A 16286-nucleotide genomic window follows, 5' to 3' on the forward strand; every position below is an offset into this window, starting at 1 on the left:
GGGACTTAAACCGGTCACAGGCACGCCGCCCTTCCCCGGTTTAAACTCCGGAAGCGTCCGGCGATTCGGCCGCGCCTTCCCCCTGCTCCTCGTCCGTACCCGGAGCCCGGTTTCGCAGCCCCAATACGATAAGCACGCCGATCACGGCCAACACCGCCATCACCAGAAACAACGAATGCAGGCTGGCTCCAAGCACGTGTTTTAACTCGCTCCACAGATCGCGCGGCAGCAGATGCACCTTCTCCGGGGACAGCAGCTGGTCGATGTCGTTTTGAGAAACCTCGATCCCGGAAGCGGCGAGGTCTTTGGTTTTGGCGGCGATTTGCAGATTGATCAGCGTGCCGAAGGCGGTGACGCCGATCGTTTGCCCAATCGATTTGACGAACGAGTTCAGGGCGTTGGAAGCGCCGCGCAAGCTATACCCCACCGACGACTGGGCGATGATCGTAAACACGGCGAACGAAAAGCCAAAGCCGATTCCGTACAAGGCGTTAAACAGCAGCAGCGGAAGCAGCGGCGTCCCCTCCGTCATGAACGCGAGCCCGCCAGCGCCGGCGGCGACCACCGCCATCCCGATCAAGGAGGTCAGGCGCGAGCCCCGAGTAATAATCATCCGGCTGCCCAGCACGGAGCCAAGCATCCAGCCGATGGACATCGGCGCCAGGATCAGGCCCGAGGCGGTGGCGCTTTCCCCGCGCACCCCCTGCACCCACAAGGGCAAATAGGAGGTCAGCCCGATCAGCAAGGCGCTGGCCACGAGACTGGCCAGGTTCGAGTAAGCGATGTCCCGCACCCGGAACAGCTTCAGCGGTACGAGCGGTTCGGAGGCTTTTTTCTCGACGATAAAAAAGAGGATCAGCGCACAAGCCGCAAGCGCCAGAATGAAGATCATCCACGGCGAACTCCAGGGGAGCTGCTGGCCGCCGGTCGCCAGTCCGATCAATAAAGCGCCGACGCCGATCGTTAACGTTATCGCGCCCGCAATATCGATTTTGACCTTTCTCTTCTCCACACGCTCCCGCAAATATTTGATGATAAAAAATAACGACAGCAAGCCGAACGGTATATTAAAGTAGAACACCCACCGCCAGTTGAGCGAATCGACGAAATACCCGCCAAGCAGCGGCCCGACGAGCGAGGAAATCCCCCATACGGAGCTGATCCAGCCCTGGATTTTGGCGCGTTCTTCGATGGAAAAAATATCGCCGATGATCGTAAACGTCACCGGAAGCAGCCCGCCCGCGCCGATCCCCTGCAGGGCCCGGAAGCCGATCAACTGCTCCATGTTTTGGGCGATCCCGGACAATACCGAACCGGCCAAAAACAGCAGCGAGCTGATGACGAACACCGGCCGTCTTCCGTAAAGGTCGCTGATTTTCCCGAAAATCGGCGTCGCCACGGTCATCGTCAGCAAATAAGCGGTAAACACCCAGCTCAGCAGATGCGCCCCGCCCAGATCGCCGACGATTCTCGGCCCGGCCGGCCCAATCACCGTTCCTTCGATCGCCGCCAGAAATGTCGAAAGCAGCAGCCCCAGCAAAATATAATTGCGTTGCAACCCGGTTTTCAAAGATAAAACTTCCTTTCTTCTTACAATACGTGTCATTAATCCGTAATCTTTAATTATAGTGGAACACGCTGGAAAAGAAAAGGACAGCGGTCCACAGCGATTTTCTCCGCTCCGCCGCCCGGTTTGGTGCAGGCGGACGCCCGGCTTCTAACATCATATGGCTTGCTTTACGGCCACAGGAAGCTCGGACAGGGAGCTCGGACAGCGAGCCGGACAGCGAGCCCGTTCCCGCCCGGTTGTTTAGTCCCGGCCTCATTACCCTTATATGTCCGGATGACCATTTTACAGCTTTCTGGAAATAAGCGTTTAGCGGGATTCCCTGTCCATCTGGCTTCCTCGATAATAAAATGGAGGAATATTCCTTGAAAACCATTTTGAGAGGAGATTACTGATGTCGCTATTTTTGAAAAGACTAACTGCGATATCCTTCAGCTGCCTGCTGGCCTGGGGCGGTTGGCCCTGGAGCGGTATGGCCGCCGCGTCTGCGGAGCAGCCGGATCCGGGGACGCCGAAAGTCGAGTGGAGCTTCGATTACGGACAAGCTTTTAGAACGGCGAAAGGAAAAGCGGTTGTCTCCGCTGCGGACGGAGGATACGTTGCTGTCGGGGATGTATCCACCATTTCCAATTCTTTTGGTTACGTCATAAAAGTGGATGAACATGGCCGCACCCTATGGGAGAAAACCTTGGATGTTGAAGGAGATCCCGATATAGAAGACGTTTCGGTCTCTGAGATCATTCCTGTACGCGATGGCGGTTATTTGGTAGGCGGGTCAACGATGGACCGGACGGAAAGACCGGCAACCACCATTCCCTATTTGGCCAAGCTGGATGACCAGGGAAACGTCGAGTGGTCCCGCTACTACCACCTTTTGGACTACACTCATTTTTATGCTGGATCCGTAAGCGAGACTGCGGATGGCGGGTTCGCTGTTACGGGGTACAGCGCCAATTCCGGGTTTTTGGCTCCGGTTTACCTGCTGAAAGTGGACAGGGAAGGAAATGAGGTGTGGCATAAAACCTGGTGGATTGGTGACAACCAGTTTTTTAATGAAGTATTAAGCACTTCGGACGGAGGGGTACTGGCAGTCGGAAGAATCGACAGTACGGCAACTTCGGATTCCGACGCCTCCCTGGTCGTTAAAGTGGACGCGAACGGCAATGTGGAATGGGAAAAACAGCAAGTTTTTCCCGGCAGCGGCCGCTCCGCTTGGTCCGCACAGATGACGCCGGACGGGAACTTTATCATTTCCGGGACGATGCGTCAAGACGGAAAGCAGGTTCAGTTCGTATTCAAAATGGATAATAGCGGAGAGATCCTATGGGAAAAAACCTACCCGTTTGCGGAGGGAAGACATTTCTTTGAGCAGCTCGTTTCGACCCCGGATGGCTATGCATTGCTGGGAAGTAACACCACCGGCGACTATCCGGATCAGCAGACGCAGTATCAAGTTTTGCGGATCGACAACGACGGGGAAGTAACCGGAGATCTTCGGTTTGCAAGCCCGGGATTGGACTCGGTCGGGAAAGGTACGTACACCGCGGATGGCGGTTTTCTCATGACGGGTGAAATTAGAGAAAAGAACAGCCTTCCCTTGATGCAACTAATAAAGGTGGCGGGCGAAGGCCAGCAGCCTCCGGCAGATTTGCAGGAACTCCGGTTTGGCGAACCGGCCCTGGAGCTTGGCGTCGGCGAACGCCGGCCTAGCGTCGTTCAAGCGGTTTATGCGGATGGAACCGCGGTGGTCATTACGAACCAGGCCGTACTTACCTCGCTTAATCCAGAGATCGCCGCCGTGGATAGTGACGGATTTATTACCGGACTGTCCCCTGGGAAGGCGGAAATCGTCGCCGAATATGCAGGCTTCTCCGCAAGGCTGCCGGTGACGGTGGCTGTGACGGATAACCCTTCCGAAACGCCCGGGCGGTTTTACCTGGATTCGGAAGATTACTCACTGATGACAGGCGGTGAACTCGATATCCAAGCCCTCTTCACCGACGAGGCAGACCAAACCTCGATCGTCAACGGGGAAACCCGGTTTACGATCGCCGATCCCGACATCGCACAGGTGGACGAGCACGGCTATCTTCTCGGCCTTAAGCCAGGGTCCACTTCCGTGACAGCCGTTTACCGGGAGCATACCTTTACGGCCAGCGTGCTGGTCGTGAAGCCGTATGCACCGGTGCCAGTGCCGGAGCCCACGCCGGTGCCGATGCCAGCGCCGGCCGAACCGGCGGCTTTGGAGCCGGAAGTGAACGATGGGCCTGAGGTGGACGAAGAGCCTGCAGTGAGCAAAGAGACGGTGGTGAGTAAAGAGATGGTAGTGAGTAAAGACGGTGGTGAGTAAAGACGGTGGTGAGTAAAGAGACGGTGGTGAGTAAAGACGGTGGTGAGTAAAGACGGTAGTGAGTAAAGAGACGGTGGTGAGTAAAGACGGTGGTGAGTAAAGAGACGGTGGTGAGTAAAGACGGTGGTGAGTAAAGACGGTAGTGAGTAAAGAGACGGTGGTGAGTAAAGACGGTGGTGAGTAAAGAGACGGTGGTGAGTAAAGACGGTGGTGAGTAAAGACGGTAGTGAGTAAAGAGACGGTGGTGAGTAAAGAGCTAAAGTGTGCACACTGCCTGTAGTGGATGAAGAGCCGGGGATGCCCGCCGAGTCTCCTGTAGAAGGGGCTTCGGCGACGCCCGTGGCCCCTGAAACGGCGGACGGCTTAATACGTCCAGCCTGGACAACAAGCCCGAACCAGGACAACAAGCCCAAGTCTGGTTCGGGCTTGTTCCTTTTGCTGTGGATTCACGGAAGTTGTAATTGCGCCGAGAAAACATGCACAACCAGGCTGCCTGCCCCCGAGAAATTCCAGCGAAAACATGAGCCACAGGATATTGAGCCACAGTTAACCGCGGACGGCCTATGGCACATAAGAGCAAAAATTGTCCTTATTCTGCGATAACCGTCCATTTGAGAGAAATAGAGGCATTTTAGGTCGCTATTCTCTTTGGTCGCCAGGAAATGCCCCTGTTCTGGGGTATTCCCAGGAAAATAAGTACATAAAATGCCGCTAATGGAGATGAAAAAGCCAAGCTCTGGATAATAAGTACATAAAGTGATGCTATTTTGAGAGAGGACGATCGGATAGCAGGTTGGTTGTTAGGTAAGTCGCTAAGTTGGTCGTTAAGTAGTCGTTAAGTAGTCGTTAGGTAGTCGTTAAGTAGTATTTAAGTGGTTGTTAAGTGGTCGTTAGGTAGTCGTTAGGTAGTTGCTAGGTGGAGGTTATGTGATCTGGTCGTTAAGTAGTCGCTAGGCTGTGCTGGGTGGTCGCTAGATGGTCGCTAGGGGGCGTTAAGTAGTCGTTAAAGTAGCCGGGGGTAAAGCATCTATTTCTGTTTTAGCCAAAACGGTGTCACAACACAAACATGGACCTTAACTGTGAGGCAAGTGCAACAGCGTAAAAGAGCACGAAAAAATCTAACGGTTGTGAACGAAGCTATTTAGGCAAAAACGAACGGATATAAAATGTAACGGTTGCCAGCGAGCTTATTTCCCGTTTTTCCGGGAAAAATAGGGCGTTTTGCCTAAATAAGCCCGATGACAACCGTTAAAAAAGAAACCTCTGCTTTGTAGCTCGAATAAGCGCGATGGCAACCGTTAGCGCAGAAAATGTTACCGGATAGCTTGATCCTTCGAGATTAACACATTAGTCAAGTGCCGATTTTCGGATCAAGTCACAGGGTACAGTAATCCAAAAGTTGCGGTTTGTCAAAATAGCACGGTTAACTTCGAATCACACCATTTCTGCAGTTGCCTGATGCCGTTACGGTTCAATCCGCTGCCTCCAATCTACCTTCGCACATCGACCACTGATGGACCGGGTTCCCGGCGAAAAGCCCTGGCTCATGGGTGATTACGATCAGCGAAGCGCCGCCGGTCAGAGCCTGACGGCAAAGAGCGATCAGCATACGCACGCCGTTATAATCGATGCCGGCCGTTGGCTCGTCGAGGATATACAGTTTTTTGGGGCTGATCATCGACGCTGCGATGCTGAGCAGACGCTTCTCCCCTCCGCTCAGCAGATACGGCGAAACGTCGGCCTTATCTCGAAGCCCGATCGTTTCGAGCAGCTCGAGCGCCCTTTGGCGCAGCTCCTCCGGCAGCGGATCGCGTTTCCTTAGGCGCAGCTGGCAGCGCGGCCCATACAGCAGCTCGTCCCACACGGTCGCGGCAACGAACTGCTGCTCCGGCTGCTGGAAGACGTAGCCGATGTCCGCCGCGAGCTTGTACAGGGACAGTCTGGCCGCATCCTTGCCCTGCCAAAAGACGGCGCCTTTGGGCGGACGGAGCAGCCCCATGAGGAGCCGGGACAAGGACGTTTTGCCGGAGCCATTTTCGCCACAGAGCAGCCGCCATTCGCCCGGGCCTAACGTCAGGTCGATGCCTGTGAGCACCGGCGCGCTTTTTGGAGCGTAGGCGAAGGTCAGGCCCCGCACCTCGAGCAGCGGGTCGGCGGGGGCGGGCGACGCGGTAGGCACGGACGGCGCAGCGGGCACGGGCGGCACGGCGGGCACGGGCGGCGCGGCGGGGGCAGTCTGCGGGGCGGGGGCAAGCGGCGGGGGCGGCAGGCCGGCCGCTTTAGATGCCGCCAGCAGCGGTACAAGGTCCGCCGCGCCCGCGCCCGGGGCTGCTGCTGCACCTGGCGGCAGCAGCCCCAAACCCTCCATCCGCGCGCGTTCGCCGCGGATGAGCTCGCCCGCCGGACCGTCCATGACGACGGTGCCGGCGTCCAACACGACGAGCCGCGCCGCCGCCGCCGCGAGCTCGTCGATCCGGCCGGACAGCGTCACGACGGTCCGGCCTTCGCGGTGCAGGCGGCGCAGCAGCGCCAGCAGCCGCGTCCTCGCGGCGGCGTCCAGGCTGGCCGCCGGCTCGTCAAACACGAGCAGCGGCGGCTCCAGCGCCAGCGCCGCTGCAATCGCGGTGCGCTGGCGCTGGCCGCCGGACAGCGCGTGCACGCGCGCCATCCGCTGCGGCGTCAGCTGCACCGCCGCCAGCGCCTCCGCGACCCGCCGCTCGATGCCGGCGGCGGGCACGCGCAGGTTTTCCGGGCCGAAGGCGACCTCGTCTTCGACCCGGCCCTGCACGAGCTGTGCGTCGGGGTCCTGAAACACGACCCCGATGCGCTGGGCTACGGCGGCGATGTCCGCCTCCGCGGGGTCAGCGCCGAAGACGAGCAGCCGGCCCGTCCGCACGCCGCCCCCGGAGCGCGGGAGATACCCGCTCAGCAACTGGGCCAGCACCGATTTGCCGCTGCCGCTTGCTCCCGCTACGGCAATCCATTCCCCGGCTTCCGCGCGGAGCGTTACCTCCTGCAGCGCCGGCTTTGCCCCCGCCTCAAAGCTGTAGCCGACCCGCTCCAAATCAAAGGCCGGGGCCGTCATGTCAGACTTTTCGCCCCTTGGCCGGCCGTAAACCGGCGCAGCAGTCCGCTGCGCGCCAACCCATCGCCGATCAGTTTCGTCAGCAGCCCGCAAAAAACAACTCCGCTCAAAGTCCGGACCACGAGCGCAATCAACAGCACCCCGGTTCCCCATTTCGTATAGCCGAACATCTGCGCGGCAAAGAAAAACCAAACCGGCACCATCGCGCCTCCGGTCACCAGCATCACCGGCCAGCCCCAATTTTTATAACGCGTCAGCGCAAAAATCCCCTCGGCAATCACAAGATAACACGCCGCGGCGGCAAAACAGGAAACGATGCCGTAGGCGGAGCCCATAAACGACTGCACCACCGCCCCGATCCCGTAGGTGATCAGCCCTGTCCCCGGCTTGCGGATAATGTAATAGGCCAGCAATCCGTAAATCATGTACAAACCGGTAATCGTCGAAGTGGCGATAGGTCCCCCCAGCCCGTTCAAAGCTTGATTAACCGGCGACAAATACACGGTCATCACCGCGTTCGCCGCCGCCAGCATAGCCATCAGCACGATATCCAGCGTGGTAAATTTGGCAAAAGCGTTTTTTTTCGTCGATTCGTTCATGTCTGCTTCGTCATCCTCTCGCAATCAATTGTTAACCATAATTTAAAATTTAGGTTAACAATCATGGCGCGTCAAGTCCTTTTTTCGGACCTAACCTAAATAAACCATAATCCGGCGCCGCAGATCACGCTGACCGCCATCAGCCACACCCCGCCCCGGGACAAAGCCGCCTCCCGCAAAAACGTCCGCTCCGGATAAGCTCCAAAGCCCTTGGCGTCCATCGCCCCGGCAGTCTGCTCGATCCGGCGGATCGCCCCGGCGAACACCGCCAGCAACCGTCCCCGAAGCTGCGCCAGACGTTCCGTGAGCCCTCTGGGCGCTCTGGCGGAACGGATTTTGCGCGCATCGGCGGCAACCCGCCCCTCCTCGGCCAGCAGCGGCAAAAACGTCAACGCCATCGACACGCCGAACACAAAGCGGTAAGGCAGCTTGAGCCGGGTCGTCATCATAACGACGAATTGTTTGGGGTCCGTCGTTTCAATGTAAATCAGCGAGGACATAAACAGGCAGAACATCCGCAAGCATACCGCCGCCGCCGCAGAGACCGAGTTTAACGGGATTGACAGGAATCCGGCGGAAATCTGCTCCCCGGAGGAAGGGGCGGCCAAGGCGGTGACGGCAAACAACGGAACGCCGAAGCCGGCGATATACCCCATTCGCCTTCCCAGCTTGCCCCAAGGCATCCCGGCCCCGAACCTGGCGGCCCCTGCCAAAAAAAGCAGCATGACGCTTAACGGCGCTGCCTTGTCCCAATGCATGCTCAGCGCCGCAACGCACAGCAGCGCGACCAGCTTGCTCAGCGGGTCCAGCCCCTGAAACGGCACGCCTGCCGAACACAGCTTTTTCACAGCTATCACCTCGTCCGTTAAATACTTTTTACGTACTCTTTTTTGAGCAACGAGTACATCAGCAGGTCGACAAACCCCTTTTCCGTCTGCTGGTATTCCCGCAGCAGCCCTTCCTCCTTAAACCCAAAAGATAGCAACAGCTTGAGCGATCCGGCGTTTTCCGGCTCCACAAGCGCTTCGATCCGGTTGAGCCCCATCGTGTCGTAGCCATAGGCCAATAGCAGCCTTAGCGCCTCCGACATATATCCGCGCCCCCAGTATTCCCGTCCGAGATCATATCCGATCTCGCCGCGATAAGCCCCGGACTGTTCCCAAGCATTATATCCGCAGCTGCCGATCAGCTTCCCTTCTTCCTTCAGCTCGATGCCAAAACGCATCGCATCCTCGCTTTCGGACAATCCGTTCAGCAAATTGATCATGTCCCAGGCTTCCTCCACGGAGGCAAACGCTGATACGTTCATGTACCGGGTCACTTCCGGATCGCTCCAATAACGGAACATCACCTCGGCGTCGCCGCGCTCCATTCTCCTTAACCTCAGCCTTTCGCTTTCCAGGACAGGGATATTCCCGCCGCATTTGTACATATGCTATTCTCCTCTCTTTACTTGAAACACAAAACCGGAGGATTCGGCAAACGCCCCCTCCCCGGTATGATTATAGCTAATCATATCGAAGCGATCCCGTCAAAGGTAAAAGGCAATTTTTGCAGACTATGATTTTCTTGCCGTCTTTTCGGTGATACTATGGTCTACAGATAGAGCATTTACGGATAGGTATCAGCTCAAAAATAAGGAGGGAACACCCGGATGATCTACACTTTCGGCATCGCCATACTGCTGCTGGCCGCGCTGATCTCCGGCGGCCTGCCGCGCTACGCCCTTCGTCAGATCACCCAAATGAAACTGCAGACGAAAGAGCGCATCTATGAATATTTGGAGAAAACGGGCGTCTATTCCATGGAACGGTTTGACCGTCTGAACAAACGCCAAGTGCAGGCCACGTCTCAGGACGGCCTGCTGCTCAGCGGGTATGTGCTGGAATTTTTTCCGGAAAGCCGCCGCTGGATGATCATCGTTCACGGTTATACGGTTTCGCTCCACGCCTCAACGCAATATATCGACATGTTTCGCGACGCGGGCTTCAACATTTTGCTGATCGATCAGCGGCGTCACGGCGGCAGCCAAGGTAAATACACGACTTACGGGTATTATGAAAAATATGACGTGCAAACCTGGGTAAATTGGATTTTGGAACATTACGGGGAACAAACCGAAATCGGTCTGCATGGCCAATCCCTTGGCGGTGGAACCGTGCTGGAATATCTAAGCATCGCGCATCCGAACGTGAAGTTCGTCATTGCCGATTGCCCTTACTCCGATTTGACGGAGTTGATGCGGCATCAATTCACGAAGCTGAACAAGCTGCCGGCGTATCCGCTGCTGCCTTTGGTGAACAGGCTTTTGCAGCGCAAAGCAGGCTTCCGGCTCGATCAGGTCAGTCCGATCAAAGCGGTGGAAAAAAGCCGCCTGCCCGTTTTATTCATTCACGGGACGGATGATAACTACGTTCCCACCTACATGAGCAAAGAAATGTTCCGGCATAAACCGGAACCGAAAAGATTGCTGTTAATCGAAGGCGCGGTCCATGCCAACGCCTACGGCGTTGATCCGAAACGCTACAAAGCGGAGGTTCATTCCTTTATTCATGAAGTTCTTGGCGCGGAAATGGCGGCGGAAGCAGTAACGGCGGCTTATTTGCCCAGCATCTGATTTTGGGCCATCACGATGTAATGATCCAGACGCTGGCTTAACTCCAATATAGCGCCGCTGCTGAAGTTGTCCTCCACCGCGGCGTTCATCAGCTCAGAGCGCAGATTTTCGATCGTCGCTTTGAGCTCGTTGCTTACTTTTTTATGTTTTGGTCGGGTTTCCCTATACATTGATGTCGCCATAAAATCACCTTTTCTACGATCTTTCCCCTATTTTACCTCATGATGCCAAAAAACATATTTTGCAAAATTGATAAAAAATAGCACACCGTGTCGGAGTTTGTAAAATGAACGCACCTACCCTTCGGACGCGAGCTGGCTTATAATAGCTTTATCGCGTAGCGCGTTTCCGGGCTTGATCCGGAAGCGAAGTCAAGGAGGGAATACCCGTATGTTTCACGCAAGCGAATACTCGGGCTCCCGGGAAGAGCGGCAAAACGCCGTATTGTCGCAGCTTCGGGGCTTGATTTATGAGGAGAGCAGCAACGTGGCGAATTTGGCCAACGCCGCCGCGCTGCTGAATTTTTATTTGGACGATATCAACTGGGTCGGGTTTTATCTGTATGATGGCCGGGAACTGGTGCTCGGACCGTTTCAAGGGCTGCCGGCCTGCATCCGTATACCGCTGGGCAAAGGAGTCTGCGGTACCAGTGCACAGCGCCGGGAAACGCTGCGGATCGAAGACGTGCACGAATTCCCCGGGCACATCGCCTGCGACGCGGCTTCCAACAGCGAAATCGTCGTGCCGATCGTCAAGGACGGGCAGCTGTTTGGCGTGCTCGACATCGACAGCCCGATCAAGCGGCGCTTCGACGAGGCCGATCGGGCTTTCCTCGAGCAGTTCGTGGCCACGCTGGCCGAGCAGCTCACCGTTTCGCCCGGGGTGAATTCGTAACCGTGCATCATTGCGCTTCATTGTACCTGGTTGTACCTAATCGTACCTGGCTGTTCTAGCTGTTCTAGCTGTTCTGTTCTGACTGTGCCTGGCTGCTCTGATTGCACCAAGCTGTTTGACAGTTCCTGAAGTGATTACCGCGTCTGGAAGTCCCGACTGTGCCTGACGCAGCGTACTGATTGGATATATCCAATAGAACTCGAAATTTAATGGAAAATACAGCCGCCGGATTGGATATTTCCAACAGCTCGGGCTTGACGGGGCGCAAAACGGATGGTTTGAGCGAATTCTAATGGATTTTTTCCAATATGAGCTTCAGGCCGGAATGGATTTGCCTCAATCTATTGGATTTTTCCAAGGAGCTCCCTGCAAAACGAAAGAAGCATCCTCACCGCTATACGGCGGACTGGGATGCTTCTTTTTAGTTCAACCTAGTTCTCGCCCGGTCTCCGGACGATCTCCAAGCCTTCTACGTGCCGTTTGCCCATCAGCTTCCGCTTTTTGCGGTTTTCCTTGGTGTCGAACACAATATCGAAATCGTAATCGTCGGGATACAGTTCTTCTTTTTTGATGTAGGGCTTGAGCCGTTTATGGTTGACCTTGATCCGCTGCTTCTGCACGAGCACCTCGACGATGCCCCGGTTGTCCTGCGGCGCGCTGACGATACCGACCTTCCCGATCGAAGTGACTATCACCGCATCGCCCACCTCGAAGGCCTGGGGTTTCTTTTTCGCCGGCTGCTCCGGGTCAGAAGAGGCAAGTTCCGGCTGGCCCTGCAGCCCGCTCTTGTCCGGCCCGGCTTGTTCCGGTCCTGGCTCGGAGGCAGCTTGCCCGGGTGAGGCATCCCCCGGTGAGGCAGGCCCGGGTTCCGCGCCGGCCGCAGCCCCTCTAGGCCCCGCCGCTTTCACAGCATCGGCCCGCATAGGCTGCGGCGGCTCCGGTGGTGACACGGGGCGTACCGGCCTCTGCGCCAAGTCCAGCGCAAGTTCCTGCGCCGGCGTCTGCATCGACCACGTCGCCGAGCCTTGCTCCATCCCATGCGCCAGCTCCTGCTCCGGTGGCGGCACAGGCTCCGGCAAAATGTCGTCCCATAGCACCGAGCCTCCGGTCCCTTCGGCTGCCTGGCGGCTGACGATATGCTGCGACCGCTCCACGATGCCCGGGGCGATCCCCAGCCGGCTCGCGATCTCCAGCGCGTAGCTGCGGCCGGCCTGGCCGATCGTCAACCGGTACAGCGGACGCAGCGTCTCGGCGTCGAATTCCATGCGCGCGTTCTGGAAGCCTTGCGCCCGGGAGGCAAACGTCTTCAGCTCGTTAAAATGCGTCGTCACCAGCACCGTCGCCCCTTTGCGGGCGAACTCCTCAAGGATGGCGATCGACAGGGCGATGCCTTCGCCGGGGTCGGTTCCCGCCGCCAGTTCGTCGATGAGCAGCAGCGTGGACGGCCCGGCTTCGCGCAGCATTGTAACAAGCGCGCTGATTTGCGCGGAAAAGGTGCTGAGCGACTGCTCCAGGTTTTGCCCGTCGCCGATCACGGCCATAATGCCGCGGTACACCGCGAACCGGCTGCCGGGGGCCACCGGCACGAGCAGCCCGGACTGGACCATCAGGGCCAGCAGTCCGAACGTCTTCAACACGACGGTTTTGCCGCCCGTATTCGGTCCGGTGATAATCAGCGTCCGGTATGACCGGCCGATCTCCACGTCCAGCGGAACCATCGCCTGCAGCAGCTTCGGATGCTTGGCCTCGCGAATCACGGTGTAACCGTCCTCGCAGATCTCCACCGCCCTGCCGCCGATCGCCGCCGCATATTTCGCTTTGGCGAAGATGAAATCGTACGTCCCCGTAATTTCAATATTCCGGTATATCGCCTCGGCTTCCCGCTCGACCAGCTCCGCCAGGTAGCCGAGCACCTTGGCTTCCTCCCGCGCCTCTTCTCCCTGCAGCAATTCCAGCTCGCTTTGCAGCGCCGACACCTCCTGGGGCTCGATAAACACCGTTTGCCCGCTGGTGGACTGGTCCAGCATACGGCCGTTCACCTGCTTGTAGTAATCCTTCCTGACCGGGATGACGTACCTGCCGCCGCGCACGCTGACGATGTTTTCCTGCAAAATCGCGGCATGGCGGGCCATCACGGACTGAAGCTTCTTCTGAATCCGCTCTTTCACGACCGCGATCCGTTTGCGGACTTTCTCCAGCTCCCGGCTCGCTTCATTCGTGATCACCCCGTGCCGGATGCAGCGCAAAATTTCCTGCTGCAGCGCGGGCAAATCCCGCAGATCGTGCGCGTAAACGCCGATTTGCCAGGCCAGCTCGCCTTTGGAGGCCATATACTTCTTCAGTTGGCCGCAGCTGTGAAGAAAGGTTTGCACCGCCGTTAAGTCCTGCTCGGTGAACAGGTAGCCGGTGCCCAGCAGCGAGGCTACCAGCTCGATTCCATCCAGCGAAGGGAGCGGAACGCTGGCCCCTTTTCCATATAGCGCAAGCGCCTCCGCCGTTTCCGCGATCGCCCGTTCGATCAGCCGTTTCTCCTCCAGCGGCGTCAGCTCCGCGATCCGGTTTCGCCCTTCGTACGATACGGCGTAGCTCATCAGCTCCTGTTTGATGCTTTCGTATTCCAGCATGTGCAGCGAAAATTTTTCCATGTCCAAAACCTCCTCATTTTCGGTTCATCCTTCTATCCGAGAGCACAAAAAAAGGCAAAGGACAGCACGAATGCCATCCTTTGCCCACACCTCTTCCGCTATATGCCTGCGTTCCCGCAAAATGCAAAAAAGCCGCGCTGAATACAGCACGGCTTTACATTCCACAAGCAGGCAGCGGCCAAAGGCGCTTGCATGATGTTCCGCGTGTGTTCTTAACTAAATTCAACAGACCGAAACAAGAGTACGTTCAAACAGACGTATGCTCCTAAGCTCAAACGGCCGCGAAGTCGCCCTGAATGCGTCCCTGAAAACCTGCTTTCGGTCCATATGAAATTGATTAGTTAAGAACATTCACCGACATTAAAATCTCTCCCGTCAGAAGGATACCTCTAATTTAGCAAAAACCGCCGTAACAAGTCAATAATGAGAACTAACGCGATGTTAACGAAGCCATGTTTGGGGTATCTTGTTAAATGAGTGAATTGAATTATTTTATTCTTTCTCCTAATTCATGTATTATATTAGGGGTGTAAAAATGTAAAGCCAGTATTAAATAGCGAACTACGTAACAAAGCGGAAAGGAAGGAAACGTCGTGTTACAATTCAATCGTATCCGGCTGGCCAACATTAAGCCGTTTGTCTTTTTCTCCGTCATCATGATATTGAAAATTTACGTCGTTTGGATCACCATCTTTGACGAAGTTCCCGCCTGGGGGCCTCTGCTGAGGGAAATTCCTTTCATTTGGGCGCTGTTTTGCCTGATCGAATGGTTTTCTTCCAAGCGTAAAATCGGCCTCTATCTGACCGTCAACTTCATCGTCACCGCCATATTTTTCGCCGCAGTTATGTATCATAAATATTACGGGGTCATTGTTAATTACCATGCCCTGGAGCAGGTCAATCAGGTTACCGCGGTCAAACACAGCGTATTTTCCTTGCTGGCGCCGTACTATCTGCTGATTTTTCTCGATATCGTCATCATCAGCTACTGGCTGCTGCGCAAAAAAAGAGCCGAGCAGCTCAAAAGCTTTTTCAATTTAAAAAAGACCAGCACCGGCGTAATCGCGGGTATTTTTGCTGCTTCGGTCCTCCTGTGTATCTTCAACGTATGGCCTAACCGCGCCAGCATGAACGAAATTAAGCAAGCGGAGAAAATGGGCATCCTGAACTACGAAGCGTACACGATTTTTTCCGGCAAAAAAGAAGATCTCGTCGACAGCAAACAGATTAACCAAACCAAAATCGACCAGCTTAAAGGGATTGCGCAGCCGGCCCACCCGAAATATTTCGGCGCGGCCAAAGGCAAAAACCTGATCATCATCCAACTGGAATCGTTCCAAAACTTCCTGATCAACCTGAAAGTCGACGGCCAGGAAGTGACGCCGGTCATGAACCGGCTCGTGAAGGACAATACCTATTTCAAGCATTTTTATCAAATGGTCGGACAAGGCAACACCTCGGACGCCGAATTCGTCGTGAACACCTCGTTCTACATTCCCTATAATGAGGCGGCCACGCAAAACTATCCGGACAAGGAGCTGCCCAGCCTGCCGAAATTGATGAAGTCGCAGGGGTACGACACCGCTACCTTCCACACCAATGCGGTCGATTTCTGGAACCGCGGGGAACTATACGCCGCTCTAGGCTGGGACCGTTACTACGACCAGAAGTTTTTCGGCACGGAGGATACGGTTTTCTTCGGCCCTTCCGACGAAGTGCTGTACAAGAAAACCGCGGATGAGCTGGATAAAATGCAGCTGGGCGGCAAGCCATTCTACGCTCAAGTCATTTCGATGACGGCGCACCATCCGTTTACGACGCCGCATGAAAAGGACAAAATCCAGCTGCCGGAACGATATCAGGACAATATGGTCGGCGACTATTTGCGGGCGCAAAGCTACGCCGATTACGCCCTCGGCCAGTTTATCGACGATCTGAAGCAAAAAGGCATTTGGGATAACAGCGTTGTCGTCATTTACGGCGACCACCTCGGCCTGCCGATGTATTCCCTGGACAAACACGGCCTGGAGCTGATGCAGGAAATCTATGGCCGGGAATACAGCTATATCGACATGATCAACATCCCGCTGATCATTTCCGTCCCCGGCCAATCTCCGAAGGAGATGGAGAACGTCGGCGGCCAGGTTGATATTTTGCCGACGGTCGCCAACCTGTTGGGGGTTTCGCTCCACGATCACATTCATTTCGGCGAGGACATCCTGAATCAAACGGAATACAATCTGCTGCCGCAGCGTTACTACCTGCCTTCCGGTTCGTTCCTCAACAACAAGGCGTTGTTTATGCCGGGGGTTTGGTACAACGACGGGACCCAATACCCGCTGGCCAAAGACGGCGTAAGCCAAGCTTTGACGACGGAAGACGAATACAACCGGGCGCTGGAGCTGCTCCGCCTCTCCGACAGCTACGTCCAGCAGCTCCCGGACCGTGTTAAGGAAGAGAAGCAATAACTTATAAAAAGAAAGCTGCCCCATGGCGCTAGGCGAGCTGCCTCTGTTGTAAAACAGGAGA

General features: G+C 56.1%; 11 protein-coding genes. 4 read left to right on the plus strand and 7 right to left on the minus strand.

What is annotated here, in order from left to right; translation table 11 throughout:
- Nucleotides 1–40 precede the first annotated feature (40 nt).
- A complete protein-coding gene (locus tag DYE26_RS18660; protein ID WP_051985708.1) occupies nucleotides 41–1606 on the minus strand; it encodes an MDR family MFS transporter in 1566 nt (521 codons plus the stop codon).
- Nucleotides 1607–1961: 355 nt separating this feature from the next.
- On the opposite strand from DYE26_RS18660, the gene DYE26_RS18665 reads away from it, so the two are divergent.
- Nucleotides 1962–3917 carry an Ig-like domain-containing protein gene (locus tag DYE26_RS18665; RefSeq protein WP_036626256.1) on the plus strand — a complete coding sequence of 652 codons (1956 nt, stop codon included), beginning with the start codon at nucleotides 1962–1964 and terminating at the stop codon, nucleotides 3915–3917.
- Nucleotides 3918–5388: 1471 nt separating this feature from the next.
- Here DYE26_RS18665 and DYE26_RS18675 read toward each other — a convergent pair.
- The 4 genes from DYE26_RS18675 to DYE26_RS18690 form a co-directional block, all read right to left on the minus strand.
- A complete protein-coding gene (locus DYE26_RS18675) occupies nucleotides 5389–7002 on the minus strand; it encodes an ABC transporter ATP-binding protein (RefSeq protein ID WP_051985709.1) in 1614 nt (537 codons plus the stop codon).
- Nucleotides 6999–7601, minus strand: coding sequence for an ECF transporter S component (locus DYE26_RS18680; RefSeq protein ID WP_036626260.1), 603 nt, complete (start codon nucleotides 7599–7601; stop codon nucleotides 6999–7001). The genes DYE26_RS18675 and DYE26_RS18680 overlap by 4 nt, the downstream gene beginning before the upstream one ends.
- A gap of 95 nt (nucleotides 7602–7696) precedes the next feature.
- Nucleotides 7697–8449, minus strand: coding sequence for an energy-coupling factor transporter transmembrane component T family protein (locus tag DYE26_RS18685; protein WP_063836334.1), 753 nt, complete (start codon nucleotides 8447–8449; stop codon nucleotides 7697–7699).
- A gap of 17 nt (nucleotides 8450–8466) precedes the next feature.
- Nucleotides 8467–9033 (minus strand): GNAT family N-acetyltransferase, encoded by a 567-nt coding sequence (locus DYE26_RS18690; RefSeq protein ID WP_036626261.1) that lies wholly within the window; start codon nucleotides 9031–9033, stop codon nucleotides 8467–8469.
- 222 nt (nucleotides 9034–9255) lie between these two features.
- Here DYE26_RS18690 and DYE26_RS18695 point away from each other — a divergent pair, with 222 nt between their 5' ends.
- On the plus strand, nucleotides 9256–10218 hold the full coding sequence (locus DYE26_RS18695) for an alpha/beta hydrolase (protein WP_036626263.1): 963 nt from the start codon (nucleotides 9256–9258) through the stop codon (nucleotides 10216–10218).
- Here DYE26_RS18695 and DYE26_RS18700 read toward each other — a convergent pair.
- Nucleotides 10200–10400 (minus strand): aspartyl-phosphate phosphatase Spo0E family protein, encoded by a 201-nt coding sequence (locus DYE26_RS18700; RefSeq protein ID WP_051985710.1) that lies wholly within the window; start codon nucleotides 10398–10400, stop codon nucleotides 10200–10202. The genes DYE26_RS18695 and DYE26_RS18700 overlap by 19 nt on opposite strands.
- Before the next feature lie 208 nt (nucleotides 10401–10608).
- On the opposite strand from DYE26_RS18700, the gene DYE26_RS18705 reads away from it, so the two are divergent.
- Nucleotides 10609–11112: a GAF domain-containing protein gene (locus tag DYE26_RS18705; protein ID WP_036626267.1), complete on the plus strand. Its 504-nt coding sequence runs from the start codon at nucleotides 10609–10611 to the stop codon at nucleotides 11110–11112.
- A gap of 431 nt (nucleotides 11113–11543) precedes the next feature.
- On the opposite strand, the gene DYE26_RS18710 is transcribed toward DYE26_RS18705, so the two are convergent.
- The gene (locus DYE26_RS18710; protein ID WP_036626269.1) at nucleotides 11544–13757 is read right to left on the minus strand and encodes an endonuclease MutS2; all 2214 of its coding nucleotides are present in this window, start codon (nucleotides 13755–13757) and stop codon (nucleotides 11544–11546) included.
- Nucleotides 13758–14350: 593 nt separating this feature from the next.
- Between DYE26_RS18710 and DYE26_RS18715 the strand changes: the two genes are divergently transcribed.
- The gene (locus tag DYE26_RS18715) at nucleotides 14351–16225 is read left to right on the plus strand and encodes an LTA synthase family protein (RefSeq protein WP_036626270.1); all 1875 of its coding nucleotides are present in this window, start codon (nucleotides 14351–14353) and stop codon (nucleotides 16223–16225) included.
- The last annotated feature ends 61 nt before the right edge of the window (nucleotides 16226–16286 follow it).

It is taken from the genome of Paenibacillus macerans (assembly GCF_900454495.1).
Classification (GTDB): Bacteria; Bacillota; Bacilli; order Paenibacillales; family Paenibacillaceae; genus Fontibacillus; species Fontibacillus macerans.